The organism is Limnospira sp. (genome assembly GCF_051859755.1).
Lineage (GTDB): Bacteria > Cyanobacteriota > Cyanobacteriia > Cyanobacteriales > Microcoleaceae > Limnospira > Limnospira fusiformis.
Genome location: NZ_JBIMLI010000006.1, coordinates 37,596 through 60,709 on the forward strand (window position 1 = coordinate 37,596; position 23,114 = coordinate 60,709).

The 23,114-nt window shown below is 41.7% G+C and carries 16 protein-coding genes; 7 read left to right on the top strand and 9 right to left on the bottom strand.

Going from position 1 to position 23,114, the window contains the following annotated elements; all coding sequences use genetic code 11:
* The first annotated feature begins 1 nt into the window (after position 1).
* The 5 genes from ACTIE0_RS02115 to ACTIE0_RS02135 all read left to right on the top strand — a co-directional run bounded on the left by ACTIE0_RS02115 (position 2) and on the right by ACTIE0_RS02135 (position 7,428).
* Entirely contained in the window at positions 2–874 is an 873-nt protein-coding gene (locus ACTIE0_RS02115) for a carbohydrate ABC transporter permease (protein WP_006621618.1), read from the top strand.
* 36 nt (positions 875–910) lie between these two features.
* On the top strand, positions 911–1,975 hold the full coding sequence (locus ACTIE0_RS02120; RefSeq protein WP_006621617.1) for an ABC transporter ATP-binding protein: 1,065 nt from the start codon (positions 911–913) through the stop codon (positions 1,973–1,975).
* Between the two features lie 106 nt (positions 1,976–2,081).
* Positions 2,082–2,285 (top strand): DUF751 family protein, encoded by a 204-nt coding sequence (locus ACTIE0_RS02125; protein WP_006621616.1) that lies wholly within the window; start codon positions 2,082–2,084, stop codon positions 2,283–2,285.
* A gap of 90 nt (positions 2,286–2,375) precedes the next feature.
* Entirely contained in the window at positions 2,376–6,167 is a 3,792-nt protein-coding gene (locus tag ACTIE0_RS02130) for an ATP-binding protein (protein ID WP_006621615.1), read from the top strand.
* A 64-nt stretch (positions 6,168–6,231) separates the two neighbouring features.
* On the top strand, positions 6,232–7,428 hold the full coding sequence (locus ACTIE0_RS02135) for a hybrid sensor histidine kinase/response regulator (protein ID WP_006621614.1): 1,197 nt from the start codon (positions 6,232–6,234) through the stop codon (positions 7,426–7,428).
* A gap of 34 nt (positions 7,429–7,462) precedes the next feature.
* On the opposite strand, the gene ACTIE0_RS02140 is transcribed toward ACTIE0_RS02135, so the two are convergent.
* Complete coding sequence (locus ACTIE0_RS02140) at positions 7,463–9,223, bottom strand: serine/threonine protein kinase (protein WP_006621613.1); 1,761 nt, start codon at positions 9,221–9,223, stop codon at positions 7,463–7,465.
* Between the two features lie 75 nt (positions 9,224–9,298).
* Positions 9,299–12,610, bottom strand: coding sequence for a tetratricopeptide repeat protein (locus tag ACTIE0_RS02145; RefSeq protein WP_006667893.1), 3,312 nt, complete (start codon positions 12,608–12,610; stop codon positions 9,299–9,301).
* Between the two features lie 270 nt (positions 12,611–12,880).
* Here ACTIE0_RS02145 and rpiA point away from each other — a divergent pair, with 270 nt between their 5' ends.
* Positions 12,881–13,594: a ribose-5-phosphate isomerase RpiA gene (rpiA, locus tag ACTIE0_RS02150; protein ID WP_006621611.1), complete on the top strand. Its 714-nt coding sequence runs from the start codon at positions 12,881–12,883 to the stop codon at positions 13,592–13,594.
* 79 nt (positions 13,595–13,673) lie between these two features.
* Positions 13,674–14,855, top strand: a complete 1,182-nt coding sequence (locus ACTIE0_RS02155) for an aldo/keto reductase (RefSeq protein ID WP_035758774.1) — start codon at positions 13,674–13,676, stop codon at positions 14,853–14,855.
* A 30-nt stretch (positions 14,856–14,885) separates the two neighbouring features.
* Here ACTIE0_RS02155 and ACTIE0_RS02160 read toward each other — a convergent pair whose 3' ends face one another.
* The 7 genes from ACTIE0_RS02160 to ACTIE0_RS02190 form a co-directional block, all read right to left on the bottom strand.
* A complete protein-coding gene (locus ACTIE0_RS02160) occupies positions 14,886–16,307 on the bottom strand; it encodes a hypothetical protein (RefSeq protein ID WP_006667891.1) in 1,422 nt (473 codons plus the stop codon).
* A gap of 15 nt (positions 16,308–16,322) precedes the next feature.
* Entirely contained in the window at positions 16,323–17,489 is a 1,167-nt protein-coding gene (locus ACTIE0_RS02165) for a glycosyltransferase family 4 protein (protein WP_006667890.1), read from the bottom strand.
* A 67-nt stretch (positions 17,490–17,556) separates the two neighbouring features.
* Positions 17,557–18,702, bottom strand: a complete 1,146-nt coding sequence (locus ACTIE0_RS02170; protein ID WP_006667889.1) for a glycosyltransferase — start codon at positions 18,700–18,702, stop codon at positions 17,557–17,559.
* Positions 18,703–18,707: 5 nt separating this feature from the next.
* Positions 18,708–19,952 (bottom strand): glycosyltransferase family 4 protein, encoded by a 1,245-nt coding sequence (locus tag ACTIE0_RS02175; RefSeq protein WP_006667888.1) that lies wholly within the window; start codon positions 19,950–19,952, stop codon positions 18,708–18,710.
* Positions 19,953–19,967: 15 nt separating this feature from the next.
* The gene (locus ACTIE0_RS02180; protein WP_006621602.1) at positions 19,968–21,104 is read right to left on the bottom strand and encodes a glycosyltransferase family 4 protein; all 1,137 of its coding nucleotides are present in this window, start codon (positions 21,102–21,104) and stop codon (positions 19,968–19,970) included.
* A gap of 14 nt (positions 21,105–21,118) precedes the next feature.
* The gene (locus ACTIE0_RS02185; RefSeq protein WP_006667887.1) at positions 21,119–22,072 is read right to left on the bottom strand and encodes a lysylphosphatidylglycerol synthase transmembrane domain-containing protein; all 954 of its coding nucleotides are present in this window, start codon (positions 22,070–22,072) and stop codon (positions 21,119–21,121) included.
* A 24-nt stretch (positions 22,073–22,096) separates the two neighbouring features.
* Positions 22,097–23,053 (bottom strand): glycosyltransferase family 2 protein, encoded by a 957-nt coding sequence (locus tag ACTIE0_RS02190; protein ID WP_006621599.1) that lies wholly within the window; start codon positions 23,051–23,053, stop codon positions 22,097–22,099.
* Between the last annotated feature and the right edge of the window lie 61 nt (positions 23,054–23,114).

Genomic DNA, 23,114 nt, shown 5'->3' on the forward strand with positions numbered 1-23,114 from the left:
AATGACCGTTGCTAATCAATCCTCAGAAACTGATAGCAAAAGCCAAATCAACTGGGGTCGGATTTTTCTGTGGATAGGTGTGATTCTCACCATCATATTTTGTCTAGCGCCCGTGTTATGGCAGTTGCTAACTTCTTTAAAAACCAATGAATCTATTTCCACCATTCCCAATGTTTATTTTCCCAGTCTGGATCAACTCACCTTTCAACACTATCAAAGTTTAGGCTGGCACTTTCTGCGCTATGTGTTTAATAGTGCTTTAGTTTCGCTCATTTCAACCTTTCTATGTTTAGGAGTTGGGGCCCCCGCCGCCTACACCCTAACTAGATTAAAAATACCCGGAGAAAATGTGATCCTCGGCTTTGTCCTAATTATCAGTTTGTTTCCCTATGTTCTCCTATTTTTAGGGTTGCTGGAAATTGTCAAATTTATGGGATTAGGTAACAACTACATCGCCCTAATTATCCCCTACACTGCCATTAATTTACCCCTGACAATTTTGGTCTTGAGAAGTTTTTTCCAACAACTACCAAAAGACCTAGAAGACTCCGCCAAAATTGACGGATATGGAACCGTTGGGATGCTGTTACAGATAGTTCTACCCATGACCATACCTGCTTTAGTAACCACCGGAATTCTCACCTTTATTTTCGCCTGGAATGAGTTTATTTTTGCTCTCACCTTTATCAGCCGCGAAGAAATGTATACCATTCCGGTAGCCGTTGCACAAATTGGAGGTGCATCTATTTTTGAAATCCCCTATGGTCCTATTGCTGCTGCTACCGTAACTGGAACTATTCCCCTGGTTATTTTAGTGTTAATGTTCCAACGTCGTATTGTTCAAGGAATCACAGCCGGCGCTGTCAAAGGCTAAAATCACCTCAATCACTGTTCTGTAATTATCGAAATCATGGCTAAATTAGAACTCAAAAACCTGCGTAAACAATTCGCTCATAATGTCATCCCCGTTAAAGATGTAAGTGTTAATGTTAATGATGGGGAGTTTCTCACTCTTCTGGGTCCCTCTGGTTGTGGGAAATCAACCCTATTAAGGATGATTGCTGGGTTAGATGAACCCACCCAGGGTCAGGTAATTTTAGGGGGAGAAGATTTAACCAATATTCCCCCTGGTAAACGCAATATGGCGATGGTATTTCAGAGTTATGCGTTATATCCTCACATGACGGTTTATGAAAACATTTCAACCTCTTTGAAATTGCGGAAAGTTGATAGCATAGAAATTGAAAAACGGGTTAATGATGTATCGAACCGTTTGGGAATTCAACATCTATTAGAGCGTAAACCCGGACAACTTTCGGGGGGTCAGCGTCAGCGGGTGGCTTTAGCCCGATCGCTAGTGCGTAACCCTGATGTTTTCCTGTTAGATGAACCTCTGAGTAATTTGGATGCGCTGTTGCGGGAACAAGTCCGCGCCGACCTCAAACAGTTATTTGAATCTCAACAAAAACCTGTGGTTTATGTCACCCATGACCAAACGGAAGCCATGACTCTTTCTAGTAAAATTGCGGTACTTTATGATGGGTATTTGCAGCAGTTAGCCTCTCCTACTGAGATTTATATGCAGCCGGCTAATCGGTTTGTAGCCGGATTTGTGGGGAGTCCTCAAATGAATTTATTAACCTTAGACTGTCACGACAATCAGGCAATTTTAGGAGAGTTTGGTTTAACTTTACCTTATTTACAAACTTCCCCAAAAGCTGTGGTTTTTGGGATTCGTCCAGAGGATGTATCTTTAGGAGAAGAAGCCGATGCCGATCTAGTTGAAGGACAGGTCTATTTAATTGAAGACTTGGGGAAAGAAAAACTTTTGAGTGTCCGCATTAACGGCTCTGAACAAACTCTGCGGGCGGTGATTCCGGCTGACCTACTTTGGGAAAGTGAACAGGTAAAATTAAGCCTATCTCGAAAACAGATGCACTGGTTTGATCTCGAATCAGGCGATCGCCTAAATTAACCCAATTTTTGACGACATCCCTAGGGGCAACTAGCAACAGTTGCCCAGTTAATTAATTATAATGGTATACTGATGTCACTCCCTAGCCATTTAATTAGATTAACCTATGCAAGACTTTTTTCAGAATGTATCCCGCTATCCCCGCTACCTGATCACCTTTACTCTGGGGATTTTTTATTTCCTGTTTGAACGTCTCAAACCTCTTTTAAACCGTCCCGTGACAGCGATCGCCCTGTTAGGTTTACTGATAAGTGTCTTCTTATTTACCTACTTTACCCTCAAAGGAATGTTAGGCTTGAATGCAGTTTAGGCTAAAACCTGATAGTTTATAGATAGGGAAGTTGGGACTAAAATTAGCTCTCAACTTCCCCTATTATATCATATAATCACTCACCTAGCTATGATGCGTATCCCCAAAATGTGGTCTATCCGTCGTCGCTTAATTACCGGGATATCCTCTAAAATATCGCTGCGGGGACTGTTAGTTATCCCTTTTGTAGTCCAAATTTTTGCCACTGTTGGTGTCGTGGGATATCTGTCTTTCAAAAACGGACAGAAAGCCGTTGATGATTTAGCCCATCGGTTGATTGTCGAAATTGTAAATCGCATTGAAGAAAATATAACTCACTACTTAGAAATTCCTTTTATAGTAGGTCAGGATATCCAAGATGCGGTAGCTTTGGGATTATTAGATATTGAAGATTTATCAGGATGGGAATTGTATTTCTGGAGAAAAGCCAAGTTTTTTGAATCAATTGATATTATTTCTATTGGTAATGAACAGGGAGAATATCGCTCAACTTCCCGCACTAAAGATGGTCAATTACAAGTAGGAATTGCTGGGGCATCTACCAACTTTGATTTATATCGCTACAATAGCTTAGAGGCAATTAATAGGCAACCACCAGATTATATTGATCCCGATTATGATCCTCGTCTACGACCCTGGTATCGGGTGGCGATCGGCACTGATAAACCTGTTTGGAGCCCAATTTATACCCGGTTTGAACCCCCCCCAATTCTGCAAATTAGTGCTAGTCAAATTATTTCTTCTTCCCCTGATTCCACGGAAGCTGATGGAGTCATGAGTATTGTCATCAGTCTGTCTTATATTGGTCAAGTTTTGAATAGTTTAGATATGGGAGAAATGGGAAAGGCATTTATTATTGATCATGAAGGTTTATTAGTAGCAAGTTCTACCTCAGAACCCCTGTTTACACAGGAAGACGATCGCATAATTAGAAAGGCTGCTTTAGTTAGTGCAAACCCTTTAATTCAAGAAATCAGTAAATATTTAAAAGATGAATTTGATAGATTTGATCGCATCGATAATTCTTATTTTAGAAAAATCCCATTTAATGGTGAAACTCAATATATAAAACTGCTACCTTTTCGGGATGAACGAGGTTTAACATGGTTGATTGTGGTGGTGATTCCCGAAGCCGATTTTATGCAAAATATCCAAAATAATACCCGCCTTACCATGGGATTATCGGTGATTGCTTTAGCAGTAGCGATCGCCATAGGATGGATGACCGGAGAGTGGATTACTCGCCCCATTATCGATTTAGCAAAAGCGGCTAACGCCCTATCTAGGGGTAACTGGAATCAGAAAGTTGGAAATAGTTGCACTCAAGAACTCCGCACCCTGGCTAGGTCTTTTAAACAAATGCGGGGACAATTAAAACTTTCCTATAGTCAACTTCAGGAATACTCCTATAGATTAGAACAAAAAGTTGCCGAACGTACTCAACAACTCGAGCAAAAAGTTAAAATTGCCGAAGCCGCAGTCCGAGAACGTAAAGCTGCAGAAGCTGCACTTAGGGAGTCAGAACAAAAATTTTCGACAGCCTTTCATGCAGCCCCTCACCCCATTACAATTAGTCGTCTTGATGATGGTATTCACCTAGAAGTTAATGAAAGTTTTTGCCTAGTCACCGGATACAATGCGGAAGAAATTATCAATCGCACCCTGGACGAACTCAACCTATGGGTATATTCTGAGCAACGGTCAGAGATGTTAGATCTTATAGCCCAAAATCGTCAAGTCCGCAACTTTGAACTAGAATTTAGAACTAAAAATGGCGAGATTAGAAGCGGATTAGTTTCGGCAGATATCATTAATTTAAACAGCCAAGAATGTCTACTTTCTAGCAGTAATGATATCACAGATCGCCGTCGAGCGGAAGAAGCTCTCCGCCGCCAATTTGAGAGGGAAAGACTGCTGCGACAAATCACGGAGGAACTCAGATCTAGCCTAGATCCCCAGCAAATTTTTCAAACTGCAGCCAACCGTATTGGTCAAACTTTCGGAGTCGATCGCTGTACGATTTACACTTATTTATCTAGCCCCACACCCCAAATTAAAGCCGTTGCCGAATATTTAAAATGCGAGTATCCCCCGATTTTAAATCAGGAATATCCCCTCGAAGATTATCCCTATATTGATAGGATTCTTAGTCAGGATATCGCCATCACTCACGAAAATATTAACACAGATAAAAACCTACAAGGAGCCTTAGAGTTTTGCCAGCAATTTGAGATCCAATCTCTTTTAGCTATTCGCACATCCTATCGCAGTCAACCCAACGGCGCAATTTATCTAAGTCAATGTAGCAACAGTCGCACCTGGACAGATGAAGAAATCGACCTTTTAGAATCAGTAGCTGCTAAAATGGGAATAGCCCTCGCCCAAGCCAATTTATTAGAACGAGAAAAACAACAAAGACTGAAACTAGCTACCCAAAATATTGCCCTAGAAGAAGCCAGACGCGCCGCCGATGCTGCGAACCGTGCCAAAAGTACATTTTTAGCGAATATGAGCCATGAATTAAGAACCCCCCTTAATGCGATTCTGGGGTTTAGTCAATTGATGTCTGATAACCCCATATTTGCTGAAGGTTCCCAGGAATTAGCAATTATTAATCGCAGTGGTGAACACCTCCTAGAACTCATTAATGATATTCTGGATTTATCCAAAATTGAAGCGGGAAAAATCACTTTAGAAATGAATCATTTTGACCTGCATAGGCTTCTGGAAACCCTGGAGGAAATGTTTAAGTTAAAAGCTGCCCATAAAGATATTGTATTAAATATTAATCGCCCCTTAGATTTGCCTCGGTATCTGTTAGGTGATGAGAAAAAGCTGCGACAAGTTTTAATCAATTTACTCGCCAATGCTATTAAATTTACGACCGCCGGGGAAGTGACATTATACACTAAGACTCTACCGACACCTAAAGAAGCTCATACAGATTCTAATACTGTACTGATGCAGTTTATAGTTGAAGATACAGGCCCAGGAATTTCCCCCCAGGAAATCGATGCTTTATTTGATGCTTTTGTGCAAACAGAAACGGGTAAATATTCTCAGGAAGGAACCGGGTTAGGATTGCCAATTAGTCGAAAATTTGTGCAGTTGATGGGAGGAGATATTACAGTTGATAGCACTATGGGTGTGGGGAGTAAATTTATTTTTGAGATTCCCTTAGATTTAGCTACAGTCCAGCCGTTGATTATTACTCCTATGTGTAGCCGGAAAATTGCCATTGAATCTGATGGTCAAAATTACAGGATTTTGGTAGTGGATGAAGTGCCAGAAAATCGACTATTGGTAGCTAGAATTATAGAAACTTTAGGATTTGAGGTTTTGGAAGCAGAAAATGGTCGGGAGGCGATCGCCACTTGGGAAAGTCATAAACCCCAACTAATTTGGATGGATATGCGGATGCCAATTATGGATGGCTATGAGGCGACCCGCCAAATTCGATCGCGCCCCTTTGGTGATACAGTTAAAATAATTGCTCTCACCGCCAGCGCCCTAAGTGAACAGGAGGTAGATATTATCAATGCTGGCTGTGATGATATCCTACGCAAACCTTTTCAGAATCCTGATTTACTGGAAAAAATGGCAATTCATTTAGGTCTGCGCTACCGTTATCTGATGGAACCTAACCCCCCTAGCGTCTCTTCTCAATCACTGCGCGCGCTGACACCGCAGGCTTTAATGGTTATGTCTTTTGATTGGCTAAAACGGCTTCATAAGGCGGCAATTTCTGGGGATGATGCGGAGGTATTCCAATTAATTACTGAAATTCCCGAATCGGAAACGGAATTAGTGGCCACTCTCACGGAGTTGGTAAATAATTTTCGATTAGATACAATAAATGATGTTACGAAAACTTTGATTTGATCGGAAAGCAGATCCGATGCTGCCCTAGGGTCATAGTAATAGTTTTATTATAGGGATTGCGAATATGAGTCGTGATATTAGTTCCGAGTTTCAACCGGATATTTTGATTGTTGATGATATTCCCGAGAACCTCCGCCTCCTCTCCCAAATGTTGCTAGAACAGGGCTATAAAGTCCGTAAGGCTATCAATGGTCAGCGGGCGCTACAGGCTGTAGAAGCGGAAACACCTGATTTAATTTTACTGGATATTATGATGCCAGAATTAGACGGTTATCAGGTAGCTAAATATTTAAAAGATGACCCGACAACTCGGGAGATTCCTATTATTTTTCTGAGTGCGTTGAGTGATACTATGGATAAGGTATTAGCTTTTGATGTGGGAGGGGTAGATTATATTACTAAACCCTTTCATGTTCAGGAAGTATTGGCTAGGGTGAGAACTCAATTAACCATTAGTCAACAAAAACAGCAATTAATCACCCAAAATCAGCAATTAGAGCGAGAAATTAGGGAGCGCCAAAAGATAGAATCTGCCCTGCGAATTTATATTCATGCGATGTCCCATGATTTACGAAATCCGGTTACTGGAATGTTAATGGTGCTGCAAAATCTCCTCAAAAAAATACCAGAAAATTATGATGAATTACCTGTAGCCCCATCAATTTTAAAGCGTATGGCTAACAGTTGCACTCGCCAATTGGCTTTGATTAATTCCCTAGTGCAAACCAGCAATATAGAATTAAAGGGGATTCATTTAAATTGTCAATCCTTAAATTTGCGTCACTTTACTAACAGATTATCCCTGGAATTAGAGCTAATCTTACAAAAAGAACAGGCGGCAATTAATAATCAAATATCGGAAAATTTACCCTCGGTTAACGCTGACCCTAATCAGCTATGGAGGGTTTTTGATAATCTGTTATCTAATGCGATTAAATATAATCCTCCTGGTATTATCATCACTCTGTCAGCGGAGTTGATTACAGAAGTTATCTCCCCTAAAAATACCCGGGTTAAGTTAGTCCGATGCACTGTTCAAGACAATGGTAATGGTATGAGTGAACAGGAATTAGAGGGGATTTTTGATTTATATAAACGGGGGCGAACTGTGGGGAATATTCAAGGGTTAGGTTTGGGTTTATATTTGTGTCGGCAAATTATCAACGCCCACGGTGGTAAAATCGGGGCGATCGCCACTCCGAAGGAAGGGGCAACATTCTGGTTTACTTTACCTATATTTGATGATAAACTATACAGATAAACAATTCTCTCAGCGGGGGGATTATTGCTGATGTCTATTTCCATCCTATCAGGCGTAAAATCGGGATAATTGTATAGTGAATTACTGCCAAAGATAAAGCTATAGTGCAGCCCAATAAACCCACAAAAGTAATAGCATACCTGAACTGTACCCACTCGGCTATCAGACTGACTTGGGGAAATTGTAATAGATAAATGGGCAGGATATTCAAGTTAGCTAAACCCCAAAAAATAGCGCTGGTGGCGCTGGCGGAAACGATCGCATAAACCGAGCGATGGCTTTTCCAATCCAATCCCCAGGTTAAAATCACGGTAGTCATTCCTATACAAAACCATCTCGCCATAGCCAAATTGCCAAACCCTGGCACTAGGGAGATGGTACTGATAATGCGCCACAGTAACCCCCCCGTTAAATATCCGAATACACCCATCACGCCCGCCCATTTATAGTGACGGCGTTGCTGAAAACCTGCGCCATCGGTCAAGCCTAAACCTGTGCCTAATCCGGCTAAACTTAACACTATAATTTCCGCGCCCAAATTGTTAGATAGATGACTAAACAACAGGGGTAAAGAAGGCTTGAGTAAATCCCCTAATATTTGACCGAGGGGAGATTGATAGGCTAAAATTAACCCTAACCCCGCCCCCAGCATTCCTCCTGAACTAGCCAACCCGATTTGCCAAAGGGTTTCGGTGATAGCCTGAGATATAGCCAGGAGGCTGCGCCCAACCAATTTCAATCCCCCCCAGATAATGCGATCGACTTCAATTAATGCAGTTTTGATGACATCAAGAAACAGTTGAGGAAAGGACATCATCCGGCGGGGATGCCTTTTCATCCTGGCGATGCGGAATAGATAGGTTTGAATATCATCAGCATTTTGGGGGCGCTCATTCACATCATTTTCGACCATACAATCAAGTAATTCGGCAAAGCCGGGAGTCACGGCCACCCGATGTTGCCATTGCAATTTTCCGGTCATGGGGTCTTCAAGTTCGGCGGGAAACAGACCCGTTAACAGGTGGATACAGGTTCGCCCCAAAGCATAAAAATCGGTAGCCGGAGTTATGGCGGCCCCAACTATTTGCTCCGGGGGACTATAACCGGGAGAAACTAGGCGGGTGTGGCTTCTGGGGGTAGTTTCTCGATCGCTATGGACTAAAGTCCCAATTTGTTTCGCGCCGCCAAAGTCAATCATCACCAAGGGACTATCCGCAAGCTGGCTGTAGTCGAGGGTTTGCGGGTGGGGTAAACGCAACATCAGGTTAGACGGTTTCAGGTCTCGGTGTACAATTCCCCGTTTGTGTAACTCCCGCAAAATATCCAAAGCCTGATGCAGCCACAGCATGACCAACTCTTCAGGACAGCCTTGGGGATATTCGGCGAGAATTTCCTCGAGAGTAAGGCCGTTAATTTTTTCCATGATTAAGCAGGGAAGTTGTAAGGGGTTACGGTTGCGTCTTCGTAGGAAAAAATAGCCGTCTGGGACTACCCGTGGGACTCCCGAATGCTGTAGGGATGCCAAAACTCTGGCTTCTTGTTCAAATAATTCTAGGGCTTTGGGGTCGGGTTGCACGAGGACTTTCAGGACTTTTTCGGATTGGGTTTTCAAGTCCCAAATGGTGTACAGCCTGGAAAAGCCGCCACTTCCTAGACTGTTTAAGGGAATATAGCGATCGTTGAGTTGCAATGGCGCACCGCAACTTTGACAAAACCTATTACCCCAAGGCTGGCCATGGGGTTTAGGGCATTTGGGGTTAATACAGTGAACAGTAGATGAAACGGGATGTTCCACGATAGCGACCTTAGTGGTCCAACTCAACAGTTAATTGTGCTATCGTCCATGATAACGTTTCTGGGCGAGATGTTCCTAATTAGTCACGCGCCTTAATTGTTCAAAGGTTCGATACATTTGAATGGCTAACTGTTTAGGATTCCACAAGGGGGCGAGAGTTTCTGGTTGTTTAACTCTGGCTAAATGGTTACTAATTTGCTGTCTTAATGTGGCATTTTGACCAAATTCAATCCCTAGTTGGGTGTATTCTTCCCAACTCCAAGCTACACCTATATCAAGGTTAACTGATTTTAGGAAAGCATAACCCATCCGCGATAAATACTGTCTACCTGACCTGGTGACTACGGGTAATTCTGACCATAATGCCTCTAGGTTATGGGTTCCTCCATTGTAGGGGTAGGAATCTAACATGACATCCGCAACTTTATAAATCGCCCGGTGTTCTTCTTCGGTTTTGGTGAGTCCTAAAAAGATTAAACGATTGATGTCAACTCCTAGGTCTTCGCAGGCTTGGTTATACATTTCTCGCAGTAGTTGGGCATCCCCTTGACCTTTGCGAATTAATACACTATTGGGAACCGATCGCAGAATATTAACCTGGGCTTTGATCATCTCCCCATTGGTTTTTCGCCCCGGCGCAACGCATAGATAAGCTACGGCATTTGGGGGGATATTTAACTGTTGTCTCACCATGTTTCTATCTACGGGACGGGTGGGAAGTCCGGCTATGGCTACGGCGGTATCTGGTAGCCTAACTAGGCGTTCGAGATAATGTTTTTCTATTCCGGGTGGGTGAGTATGTTGGTCACAAATTAGATAATGGTTACTGGTGAGATAGGGGGCATCAAATCCTAACCAAGTTACACAAACTGGGGCGGGGGATTTATGCAAAACTTGCACGTTTACAGGAATGGTTACTGAGTCGAGATCAACTAATACATCAATGCGATCGCTTCGGATTTCTTGACTTAATTCTTCTGCGGAGGCAAAACCATTGGGATAGGATTTCGGCCAATAGCATTTAGCGACGGTTTGTTCATATCTGGCTGTTACCTCATCGGGGTGCAGTATGCCACTAATATATAAATTAATATGGGGGGTAATTGCGGACATTTCTTTGATGACTCCTTCGGCACACCAACCCACGGAATGGCGGCGAAAATGTTTGGAAAGAAAACCGATTTTTAAAGGGGAACGCGGTTCGGCATAAATAGACGGGGGAGTGGCTATGGGTTCTTGGTAATAAGATTGACAAATTATCTGATAAAATTGGGCGTTTCCTTCTAAGTTATCCCGGAGGTGGGGAACTGTAAATAAAATGATTTCATAAATTAGCCTGATTTCGATTTCGGTGAGGGTTTCCATGCTGTTATTGCAGATGGTTTCTAAGTGTTCGAGTTTGGCTAATGCCTGTTCACAAGCGCCTGATTGAGTATAGGAAAAAATATAGGCGATCGCGCATAGGACGGGTAGAGTTTTACCGCAGTTTTCCCAGTAGCGATCGGCTACCTTTCTGGCTTTTCCTAAATTGGTGGAATGGCTGAGAAGATCACAGAGTTGTTGATAGGCTTCGGCAAAATCTGGTTTAAGTTCCAGCGCTTTTTCTAGGTTGGCTACGGCTTCTTTGGGTTCCTTTTGTTTTTGAATATGGGCGAGACGACAGTAAACTTCTGCCCATTCTGGTTTTAATTGTAGGGTTTTTTGATAGTTAGCGATCGCCTCTGGTAGTTGTCCAAGGATTGCCTGCATATTCGCTAAATTAGCATAGGCATCGGGAAAATTGGGTTGGAGTTCAATTACTTTTTGATAGTGATTAATGGCATCTTGGTGGCGGCGGAGTTTGGTAAAAATGCGGGCGGTGTGTAGATACAGTTCCGGCATTTTGGGGCTGAGAGCAATGGCTTTTTGTAACTGGTCTAAAGCCTCTTTTAAGCGGTCTTGCTGCACCCGTAAACAGCCGATATTAGCATAGGGTTCCGCCCAATTGGGTTTCCGGGAAATTGCCCGTTGATAACTGGCGATCGCTGGTTCATATTCACCCCGTCGCGCCAGAATATTGCCTAACTCAAAGTGAAAGTCGGCTTCTACTAAATCGGGTTTTAATTCTAAGGCGATTTTCCAGGAATTAATGGCGGCTTCTGTATTTCCTAATTGTTGATAAACTCTCCCTAAATTCCAATGTACCGCCGCCAAGTCCGGTTTAATCTCAATGGACTTTTGATAAGCGGCGATCGCTTCATTTACCTGCCCATTTTGCAGATACATGGTCGCTAGATTAGCATGAACTTCCGCAAAATCGGGATGAATTTCTAAGGCTTGATTGTAGGCGCGAATGGCTGAGGATATTTTGCCTTGAAAATGTAAGGCATTACCCAGGACTACATAGACAAATAAAAAATTAGGATCGAGTTTTAAGATTTGCTGACAGGTGGCAACAGTTTCCTCTAATTTGCCCTGAGATAAATATAATTCTGCTTGTTTTTGTAAGGATAATACCCTGGGATTTATCGGCTTTTGTGCCCAAAATTTTGCATCTGCTTGAATTAATAACTGTTCAGTGGGAGGGGTAACTAAATCCTCTGATTCCTGGGTTTCTTCCTGATAGTGTAATTCCCCTTCTAAGACTTGACCCGAAAAATCTACCCCCTGTTCATCAAAACTATCGGTAGCATCTTCTATAAAATTCATCGATTCACTGATAGACCCGGAAACCGGAGTTTCTAGCCGGGATTTTAATTCGGCAATTTTCCCGATAATATCACTATTATTAGCATCAAGTTTGAGGGCGGTTTTATAATTGGCGATCGCCTCATTAATCTGACCATTTTTCTCTAGCGCTTCCGCCAGTTTGCGATAAAAATCCGGTCTGTCTTGTAGGTTAATCGCCCGCTGATAACAGGTAATAGCGCCCGCCATATCCCCTGATTTAATCAAAGCATTTCCTAGCATCCAATGAACAATCGCCAAATCAGGATCAATTCCCAGGCATTTCTGATAACAATTAATCGCCTCATGCCATCTCTGTTGCTGATAATAAACACCACCCAAATTACTATAAGCTATGCTATAATTTGGCTCAATTTCCAACCCTTGAGTATAAGCCCAAATAGCCAAATCCAGACAATTACACATTTGCAGAGCATTGCCAACTCGCATATAAGCCCCAGCCAAATCAGGCTGTAATTTTAAAGCCTTTTCTAAAGCCGAAATAGCTGCATCAATTTCCTGATTATAAATATATGATTCTGCCAACATGATATAAACATCGGCATTTTTAATATCCAGTTCTAAAGCCTTCATATAAGCCTCAATACTAGCTGGATAATCACCCCGACTAAAAAAAACCTGGCCCTGACAACAATAAACCTTAATCTGCTCTGAATTCACTAACTTTCCTCAAATGCGTGTTGATACAACTAATAATAATCTGTCAGCGTATTAGGTAGAATTGGCAACCGTCCAACAGTTACCCCAAATTATCACTTATTCAAACCACCGCTCTGCTATGATATAATACAACACCAGGGCGACTTATCCAACCCCAGATAATTTTGGTGTTGACTCAAATATGATGTTTGCCAAGGTACAAAACGCGATAAAGTAAAAATTGTTGATCAAACTACAGTTATCCAAAACTGTCCTTTAGGAGTATTTAGCATGAGTCCAGAACAAGACCCCGTTAAGTTAATGAAGCAACAGGTTGGCAAAGCGGCAGCAGACCGGGTTAAGTCCGGTTCCATTGTCGGACTGGGAACGGGGTCAACCACAGCATACACAATTCAATTTTTAGGAGAACGCCTCAAAAGTGGGGAAATCAAAGATATTAAAGGCGTTCCCACCTCATTCCAAGCCTCTGTACTTGCCAAGGAATATGGCATTCCCCTCACCACTTTAGATGAAATTGACCATATTGATATCGCCATTGATGGTGCTGATGAGGTTGATCCTCACAAAAATTTAATCAAAGGTGGTGGTGCCGCTCACACTCGCGAAAAAATTGTAGACTGTTTAGCAGATCAGTTTATTGTAGTTGTAGATGGTTCTAAAATCGTAGATCGTCTGGGTTCTACATTTTTATTACCCGTGGAAGTTATGCCAATGGCGATGACTCCGGTAATGGCAGCCATTACCAAACTTGGGGGTAAACCTACCCTGAGAATGGGAGTCAAAAAAGCTGGACCTGTGATTACAGACCAGGGAAATATGGTGATTGATGTCAAATTTGATGCGATCGATAATCCCGCCGAATTAGAAAAAACCCTCAACAATATTCCTGGGGTTTTAGAAAATGGTTTGTTTGTGGGTGTGGCTGATGTTATCCTAGTGGGAGAAATCAAAGACGGTCAACCTGTTGTCCGCGAGATTTCCTAATCCTCAAAAAAAACTGGGGGATAGAAACCCAAACGCTGGTTTCTGTTTCCCCTAATTGTTGCCATATAAATAGCTGATGATGCACTATAGAAGGTTTGGACGAACTGAACTGCCGATGCCTGTATTATCCTGTGGTGGAATGCGGTATCAATATCAGTGGCAAGATGCCTCTCCTGAAAAAATACCCCCCGAAAGTCAGCGGAATTTAGAAGCGGTAATTCGCCGTTCCCTAGAGTCGGGAATTAACCATATTGAAACCGCTAGGGGTTATGGTACATCGGAGATGCAACTGGGTTGGATTTTACCAAAACTACCCCGCGAAAGGCTAATTATTCAAACCAAAGTTTCCCCGAAACCAGACCCGGCTGAGTTTCGCCGTGACTTTGACAAATCTCTGAAATATTTACAGTTAGACTATGTGGATTTATTGGGTCTACATGGGATTAATACCCCGGAACTGTTAGAATATTCGATTCGACCCGGTGGCTGTTTAGAAGTCGCTCAAGAATTGCAAAAAGAAGGAAAAGTCAGATTTATTGGGTTTTCCACCCACGGGCCAACGGATGTTATTGTTAATGCGATCGCTACTGATAAATTCGACTATGTTAACCTACACTGGTATTATATCAATCAACTAAATTGGCGCGCCATTGAAGCCGCCAACCGTCATGATATGGGAGTGTTTATCATCAGTCCTTCTGATAAAGGGGGGAAATTATATGATCCGCCTCAAAAGTTAGTAGACCTATGTTCTCCCATTAGTCCCATTGTATTTAACAACTTATTTTGTTTATCTTATCCCCAAGTTCATACCCTCAGTTTAGGCGCATCGAAACCTACAGATTTTGATGAACATTTACAGGCTATGGACCTCCTAGACCGTTGGGATGAAATCTTACCCCCCATTTTAGAAAAGTTAGAGAAAACCGCCATAGAAGCCCTAGGGGAAGATTGGTTCAAGACATGGAATCAGGGTTTACCTAACCCAGAAGATACACCCAATAATATTAATATTCCCATCATTCTCTGGTTAAGAAATTTAGCGATCGCATACGATATGACCGAATATGGTAAAATGCGCTATAACTTACTGGGAAATGGTGGTCATTGGTTCCCCGGACAAAACGCCGCCACTATTGACCAAGTAGATTTAAGTGACTGTTTAAAAAATAGTCCCCACGCCGATAAAATCCCCCAATTATTGCGAGAAACCCATCAACTGCTAGGCGGTCAATCAGTCCCCAGATTATCTCAAAGTTAAGTTAATCATAATCCCGTAATAATTACCCCACTATCCTATTAGCAATAAAGCGCGGAGTAAAACTTTAGGTCTCAGAAGAGTCTTAATAGTTAATCGTGGCGGTTGAGGAATCTCAGTAGATTGACGACTAAAGTGATATTCTTGCCATCGCAAAACCACAATACAAGCCAGATAAATCATATAACCTGGTTCCTCCATCTGAGTAAAAATCAACCCAAAAGACAAGGGACATAAAACCAGAAACTTAGAAATATCATCAAAACAGAGTCTACGCCAAACCACAAACCAAATATACAAAAATGATGCCAGTCCCAAAAAGCCGACATCTCCCCAAATTCCCGCCCAACCAAACAGGGGAGAAAACATACTCGATTGATCTCCTAACCAACTGTCTCCGACCGCTTGCCAAATGGTATTAGTAGCTGGGTGGGAAGTAGCCCCAAGGGGTCTTAAAATAAACGCATATTCCCGTAGCATCCAGCCTCCTAGTCTTCCTACAGTGTGACCAGGACCTAAGCCTAGCAAAGGATGAAGGGGAGACTCATAGAAAGCCGGAACAATGCGAAAAGTAGCAGATTTCAGTAAAGTAGCTTCTCCTTCCGGCCCATAAATTTCCGGCCGCATCCAAGTTTGAAAAGCACTCATCTCAGGTACATTATGAATCGCCCACCAAAACACATAAGATAATATCCCAAAAATAATTACAAATTTAATAGCATCAGCCATATTTTTAAATTTAGTTAATAGCAGAAATCCCCCAGCAATACCAAACACTAAAATTACCTGTTTAGCATCAGAAATAACCATGTGCCAAAAAGTTGCTAATACCACGGCAGCCCGCAACCATATAGGCAGATTTTTAGCTGCCAAAAAATAGTAAATCCCAAAGGTTAATGATACAGAAGCACCGATGACATGACCCGCACCTTGGGCAATAAAAACACCTTTGATATTGTCTTCTAATCCCTGGCGTAGATGGAGATGCAGAACATACTGTTGCACATAGGCAAATGCTAGATTAGTGAAGGATGCAAAAACAATATAGCCACGCAATTGGTTTAACTTGTCCAAAGTAATCGGGACAGTCAGAATAATAACAATAAATAAAAAATGTTCACATAACAACAAGAAATTAACGGCAATATTAATTAAACCAGCGGCATTTAATAAGGCACTGGCTACGGAAATAATCAGAAAAATAAATAGAGCCACTACCATTTCTTTAATGATGGTAATTTGTTGTCGGTCTTTGATCTTGGTTTTCCACAGAGCAAAAGCAAACAGCCAGGGAACTATTGCCAGATGCACTAAGTTAACAATCGAGGGAAATTTTAAAAGCTGAAGTACGCGGGAAAAAAATGCGCAAATGAAGGCAAATAGAGTCAGTGTCGAGAGTTTAATATATCCCTTTTTAGGTTTAATTAATCTTGATTGATTGGGGTATGTTTCCATTAATCATGTAATCTACTAGGGTTTACTCAAAACTAACTGGTAAATTGATTTCAGTTGCTCATAATTTTGTTGTGCTGTATATTTGGCTTCAAATTCTGCCCTGGCTTCTCGGCGCATTTGAGGGAGTTTTTCAGGATGGGAAATTAGGGATTCAACTTGTTCGGCAAGACTGATGGGATCGCTGGGTTTAAATCGCAGTCCCGTGCGACCATCTTCTACTAATTCGGCGATCGCACCTAAGTTAGAAGCAATTACAGGAGTACCCTTAGCAAAGGCTTCTACAGCGACTCTACCAAAGGTTTCATACCATTTAGAAGGGAAAATTAAAACCATGGCTTCTCCCATCAATTTATACACTTCTGGGAGGGGTCTACGTCCTAACCATTGAATGTGAGGTAATTTCTCAGCAGCGGCTTGGACACGGGGGACTAAAGGACCATCCCCCACAATTTTTAAGGGTACTGGTTGACGGAGATTTTGCCAAGCATCAATCAGCACATCTAAGCCTTTTTCTACAGATAATCTACCTACAAATAGCGCATATCCCCCTTCCCCGCTGCCGACTCCTGGATCGGGATAGACAAAGTTAGGTTTAACTATTATTCGGTCTTCTGACCACCCGGCTTCAATAAATTTCTGGCGAGCAAATTGGCTGAGGGTAATAAATATATCTACCTGATTTACCCAAGTGCGAGCCATACGGTGTAGGGTTAACATGGTTGCAGTTATGGCACTGGCGGCTCGATTTTCTCGATAACAGGCGTGAATAACTCCGGGATAGGGTACAAATTTACCTAGACAGTCTTCACAAATGCGATCGGAGCGAAAAAACAATCCATTAGGGCAAATTAATCGGTAATTTCGGAGGGTTTGAACTACTGGGACTCCCTCAGATTTAGCCGCATAATATACTGATGGAGAGATTAAGGGGAAAAAGTTTTGAACATGAACAATATCTGTGGGGTGGGTTCGCAACTTTTGTTTAACTATTTTGTAGGCTTCTGTAGACCAAATGGTTGTAGAAGCTAAATGTACTCGATTAAGGCTGGCAACTCGCTCATTGCTATCTTGATAAATATCAACTTGATTACCATTTGCTTTGAGCAAATTAGCTTCGGCTTGGGTTGATTCGTCTTCCCCGCCTCGAATTTGATAATTGTTATGAATAGACAAAATACGCATTGAGATTGAGTTAGTACCTCAGTAAATTGTTATAGTCATTATACCGTAAACTTTCTCATTATGCTGGCTATGTTCCTTTCCCTAATTCAGGCGGCGCTAAAACGGTTGTATAAATTTCTTCTAATCTTCGCGTTTGGCGATCGCGATTAAAATTGGACTGCATATATTTTCGCCCTTGTTGACTAAATTTTTGCCACATTTCCAAATTAGTTAATAATTGCTGTATTGAGTTAGCTAAACCATCTATATCTCTTTCTGGACAAAGAAAGCCAGTTTCTCCATCAATCACCGCTTCTGGGATACCTGCGTGGTAGGTGCTGACCACAGGGAGACCCATCGCCTGTGCTTCTAAAACCACATTCGGTAAACCCTCTGAGTCTCCCTGGGTTCCGGTGATGCTGGGAGTCGCCATAATTTGGGCGCGGTTCATCCAATTTTTGACTATTTCTGGAGATTGTACACCCAAAAATTGATAATTTTTGAGGGTATTGGCGGCGGAGGTTTCGAGGGCGGTTCGTAGGGGGCCATCACCGATGATCACTAATTTGAGAGCAGGTTGTTGGGATTGTATTTTAGCCATAGCTTTAATTAAATATTCACAGCCTTTTTTTTCGGTTAGCCGACCTACAAATAAAACAATTGGCTCTCGTTTAATAGCCAAATCAGGCGTAAATTGATGAACATCAACACCATGATAATGGGTCTGAATTTTATCGGGTGGAAATCCCTGTTCTAGCAGTTTTTTTTCAATAAACTTAGAAACAGTTAAAAATAATGTGGTCTGTTGTTTCAAGGTTGCTAGGCGCTGAAAATAAACCCAATGGTTGAGGGAGCTATAGCGAGATGATTGTTCCTTTACCGTGGCATCAGCGCCCCTATAATGGACAATAAGCGGAATTTTTAGCCGCACCACCCAAGGCAACATTAGCGCCCCACTCAAGCCAAATTGAGCATGAATCAGCAGGGGATTTAATTGGTGGACTTTCCCATAAATTTCCGGCGCAAATCCAGTGATTTTAAAAAGCTGTTCTGCTACTTTATCTATAGGCTTTCCTTGATTAATAACTAAAGTACGTTTTTCAGGTAAATCTAACCCCTTAACCCGCCGACAACCTACATAATAAGGGGTAAATTTCTCAAGTTTTTCGGCGGGATCTCGGATAAAGGTTTGGGAGGGAGGAAGCAGTAGACTATTAAAAATAATGATATTCACTGTAATTATACCGAATTATGAGAATTGTGGATTGTTTCATATAAGTTAGCTAGTTCTGGCCCTTTGTTTTGCCAACTATACAAGTTTTTAACTCTGGCGCGAGAGCGATCGCTTTTTTGTTTCCACAGATGCTTATCATTAGCTACAATAGTCATGGCATTAGCTAAATCATTGATAACTTGATCGGGGTTATTTGGCTCAACTTTAAAGCCTGCATCCTCAGAAACAATTAATGCTGGTCCCCCTAAATTTAAACAAATAACCGGGCGACCTGCCGCCATTGCTTCTACACAAACTAAGCCCCCAGACTCGTGTAAGCTGGGATGAACTAACCCCAAGCATTCTGATAGTTTTTTGAGGGTTTCCGGTCTGGATAACTGATTCCAGAATTTAACTTGGTTGGCAATTCCCAAATTTTGAACTAGGGTTTCAAGTCGGCGACGTTCTGGCCCATCTCCGACGATCCAATATTCGGCATCTGGAGGCAATTTGGCTTCGGCGAAGGCTTTGAGTCCGAGATGAAACCCTTTCCAGTGTAACAGACGGCCGATACTGATAAATTTAACCCCTTGAGGTTGAGAGTCAGCCAACTGGCTGAGTTGAGTGATTTCTAAATCAGATAATCCTAACTGAGATAAAACCTCTACATTTTTCGCCCCTAATTTTCTGAGTCTCTGGGTGGTTTCTGCTGTGGTTCCCCAGACTAAAACACTGCGTTGCGCGGTGAGTTTAACGAAGGGGTCTAATTCTCCTAAATTTCGGGCTATATCTCGCATTATTTCATACATAATTCCCCGCCAACCGAAGTCTAGCCAGAAGGCTTTGGGGGCCGATTCTCCACCGCCTACAGGTCCCCATAAAAAAGGTATAGGAAGAAGTGCTAAAAAACTGGGGGTTGAGTGGCGCTCATAGGTGACATGATGCACTACATCAAAAGTGATGGTTTCCTGGAGTTGTTTGGCAACAAAATAAGCTGCTATTTGCCATAAATAATAGTGCAGGTAAACTACCCTTTGTTTGAGATTTGCTGGCCGCACCCAGGAGGGAGGTTCGCAGTAAATTACCTGTAGTTTAATTATGGGGTTTTGGTTAAGTTCGGCTTCAATGGTTGGGCGGTTATTTTGTCGGGTGAGAACCCAAACATTATGATATTTTGCTACTTCCTGAATGGGATTCCAACCCAAGCCTGGTTCTGAACCTTCTCCTGGACGACAGGCGTAGGCTGAAATTAGAATATTTAAAGGTTCCACGCTTCCTCCTTTGGTCTAGTAATTCGGAAATATAAAAGATGTAACCTGATTGAGAAAATTAGCTGCGGCTTCTGGGGTGTAATTATCCATTAGTTTTTGCGATCGCATTCCCATTAACTTAGCTAATTCGGGATTTTGAATAAACCTGGCCATCAATTCTGCTAAATATTTCGGCTGTTGGGGATGAAAACAATAACCGTTTTCTCCATCAGTAATTAATTCAGATGCTCCCGCCAATTCAGAACACAAAACAGGTCGCCCCAAAACCATTGCCTCTAATACTACCATTCCCCAAGTATCCTCCAAAGTTGGTAAGACAAAAACATCAGCTTGGGTGAAATAAGTGGCTAATTGATGGTATTCTACCCGACCGAACCAACGCACATAATTGGTGAGTTGATTTTGTTGACAAAAAGTTTCTAACTCCGGTCGTTGATGGCCATCACCCACCACCCATAACTGATAATTGGTTTCTCCCTGTTGTTGTAGTATAGCACAGGCTTCTAAAAGATAGCTCAGGCCTTTGCGAGGAATAATTCCCCCCACAAATAAAAAGGTTAGCTGTTGAGAAGATGTGGATTTCAAATGCGGATCAGGAGTACCCAGGGACTGCACCCAAGGCACTTCATAGGGATGAACAAAAACTTGATTTTCTTGGGCATTTAGAACCTCTATTAGATAGTTTTTGCCACCGTGAGAGTTGGTAATACAAGCATCAGCCGCTTTCACCATAACTCGTCTAATAGCTAGACGTAGGGGGGAGTTACGATAGTCTACACCGGGAGAACTTCCTTCGTAGGCGATGACAACTCGCCAACGTCCTATAGGTTTAAATAAAATTGCTAAAATTGTCCACACGCCAAAGGAGTTAGAAAAAATTAAATCTGGTTTAAACTTGAGTAATCGCTTAACAATATTTAGGGGAAGATAGGTAAAATTATCCCCATAGCTATTGGTAGATTTTTTGATGGAAATAATTTGGCGATCGCCTAAAATTTCCACTCGAAAACTATCCTCTAGTCCCGGTGCGAAACCATGCCAGCGACTGGTGAAAACCGTAGTATCCGGGAATTGTTTACTATAGCAACTTAGGGAAGGCTGCCAGTAGTAAAAAGCCGAAGTAAGTAACCAAGCCACACGGAGATTTTTCATGATTTTTAGATTTTCTATATATCAGATTGTTTCAGATTTCTGACTGTAGTTAAATATTGGCTTAAAAATGGCAAGCCTCCTACAGCCGGGAGAAAGTAGCGAGCAGTGCATAATAACCCTAACCCTGCTGCCACTGTAGCATTAAAATAAGGTTCATAGAAAATCACTAAGGCTGCATCCCTCGTACCCACCCCCGCAAAAGTTAAAGGCATTAATCCAGCTAAAATAGCTAAGGGAGAGAGAGCAAGATTCGTAATAAAAGGAACCCAGGCATTAAGTGCAAGGATAAAAAACCAAATTTGTAGTAAATGCAAAAACCAAATAAAAATTGAAGTAGCACTAATTTTGAGAAGCTGGCGCTTATCACTCCAAAAATGTTCGTGCATTGCTGTCCAAGATTCCTGCAACTTTGCGATTTTTTTTCCGATAGTTTTCGGAGTAATTTTCTCTAAAATGAAAAACAAAAAATCTGCAAAATTCCGAGAACTCAAAATCAAAATTCCGATAATTAAACCCGTGGTTACACCCAAAGTCATTGTCAGAAAAATCACATCTTTTCGAGGGTATAAAAATAGACCGAATACACACCATAACAATAAAGATAGTAAATCACATGATTTCTCAAATACCACCAATGAAAGGGAAAGAGAACCGCTTAAATGTCCCCGTTCTCGCATAAAATACGCTTTAGCAATATCTCCCATTTTTGAGGGTAAAACCATATTTAAAACACTAGCAGCTAGAATCAGGCGATTAGCTTCCCAAAATCCGAGATAGGTGCTTTTGGGCATAAGTTGTTGTAGTCGCCAAGCGGTAAATAAAGTAATAGGAATTACCATAGCTAAACTTACAGGCATCCAAAAACGATGGGAATTGAGAAAGATATCTGCTAATGCTTGCAGGTCAATTTTAGAATAAATAATTGACAGGATAATCATGCTAACTGTAATGGAAATAAATCGCTTCATAGATAAGAATCCTCTGGCTAAAATTTAGTTGTCTTTGTGATGGTCATATTCCATCCTACGCAGGCGCAGTTGAATGTCTTCTAGCATTTTTCGATTGACTGCCATTAAATCAGCAATTAAACCGAACATCCACAACTGAAAACCAATTAAAATTAGGATAGCTGCTAAAATTAAACTAGGAGCGCGAGCGCGGGTAGGTTCTCCCACAAATAGCACTAACCAACGGATACATAATATCAGTCCTAAACTCAGGGGAAAACTTCCTAGAAAAGTGAATAATCGCAGCGGTCTATAGGTCATGAAAATTCTAAAAATGGTAAAAATTGACCGCTGGATATAGGAAGGAATACTTTTAACTAATCGGGAAGGTCGTAAATAGGAATTAGTACGGATAGGTACGGATGTAATAGCGATACCTTTTTGACCTGCTTGAATAATGGTTTCTAAGGTATAAGTATATTCATTAAAAACATTAAGCTGCATGGCTGCTTGGCGACTAAAAGCTCTAAAACCACTGGGAGCATCGGCGATCTTAGTGCTACTGGCAAGTCGCACAACACGACTACCGAGTTTTTGCAGGAACTTTTTAGTAGGAGAAAAGTGTTGAATATTCTGAATTGGTCTGGCTCCGATGACTACTTCGGCATAACCTAATAAAATTGGTTCGATGAGTTTCGGTATATCTTGGGCGCAGTATTGGTTATCGGCATCGGTGTTAACAATAATATCGGCTCCAGCTTTTAATGATGCTTCAATTCCTGCCATAAATGCTTTAGCCAAACCTTGATTATGGTCAAAATTTACCACATAATCAACACCACAGGCTTTGGCAACCTCTACAGTATTATCAAAGCTACCATCATTAATAATTAGCCATTCTACACAATCAATGCCGGGAATTTGGCGAGGAAGTTCTGATAGGGTAAGTCCGAGATTTGGTGCTTCGTTAAAACAGGGGATTTGAATAATTAGCTTGGTCATAGTTTGATCTTGATTTTATTTTTATGCCTCAACTTAAATATAAGTGAAAGTCAAATAACCA

Coding starts and splice junctions, on each gene's coding strand:
- ACTIE0_RS02135 (WP_006621614.1), top strand. CDS start 6,232: ATGAGTCGTGATATTAGTTCCGAGTTTCAACCGGATATTTTGATTGTT.
- ACTIE0_RS02160 (WP_006667891.1), bottom strand. CDS start 16,307: ATGGAAACATACCCCAATCAATCAAGATTAATTAAACCTAAAAAGGGA.
- ACTIE0_RS02190 (WP_006621599.1), bottom strand. CDS start 23,053: ATGACCAAGCTAATTATTCAAATCCCCTGTTTTAACGAAGCACCAAAT.
- rpiA (WP_006621611.1), top strand. CDS start 12,881: ATGAGTCCAGAACAAGACCCCGTTAAGTTAATGAAGCAACAGGTTGGC.
- ACTIE0_RS02180 (WP_006621602.1), bottom strand. CDS start 21,104: ATGAAAAATCTCCGTGTGGCTTGGTTACTTACTTCGGCTTTTTACTAC.
- ACTIE0_RS02125 (WP_006621616.1), top strand. CDS start 2,082: ATGCAAGACTTTTTTCAGAATGTATCCCGCTATCCCCGCTACCTGATC.
- ACTIE0_RS02165 (WP_006667890.1), bottom strand. CDS start 17,489: ATGCGTATTTTGTCTATTCATAACAATTATCAAATTCGAGGCGGGGAA.
- ACTIE0_RS02155 (WP_035758774.1), top strand. CDS start 13,674: ATGCACTATAGAAGGTTTGGACGAACTGAACTGCCGATGCCTGTATTA.
- ACTIE0_RS02120 (WP_006621617.1), top strand. CDS start 911: ATGGCTAAATTAGAACTCAAAAACCTGCGTAAACAATTCGCTCATAAT.
- ACTIE0_RS02115 (WP_006621618.1), top strand. CDS start 2: ATGACCGTTGCTAATCAATCCTCAGAAACTGATAGCAAAAGCCAAATC.
- ACTIE0_RS02130 (WP_006621615.1), top strand. CDS start 2,376: ATGATGCGTATCCCCAAAATGTGGTCTATCCGTCGTCGCTTAATTACC.
- ACTIE0_RS02185 (WP_006667887.1), bottom strand. CDS start 22,072: ATGAAGCGATTTATTTCCATTACAGTTAGCATGATTATCCTGTCAATT.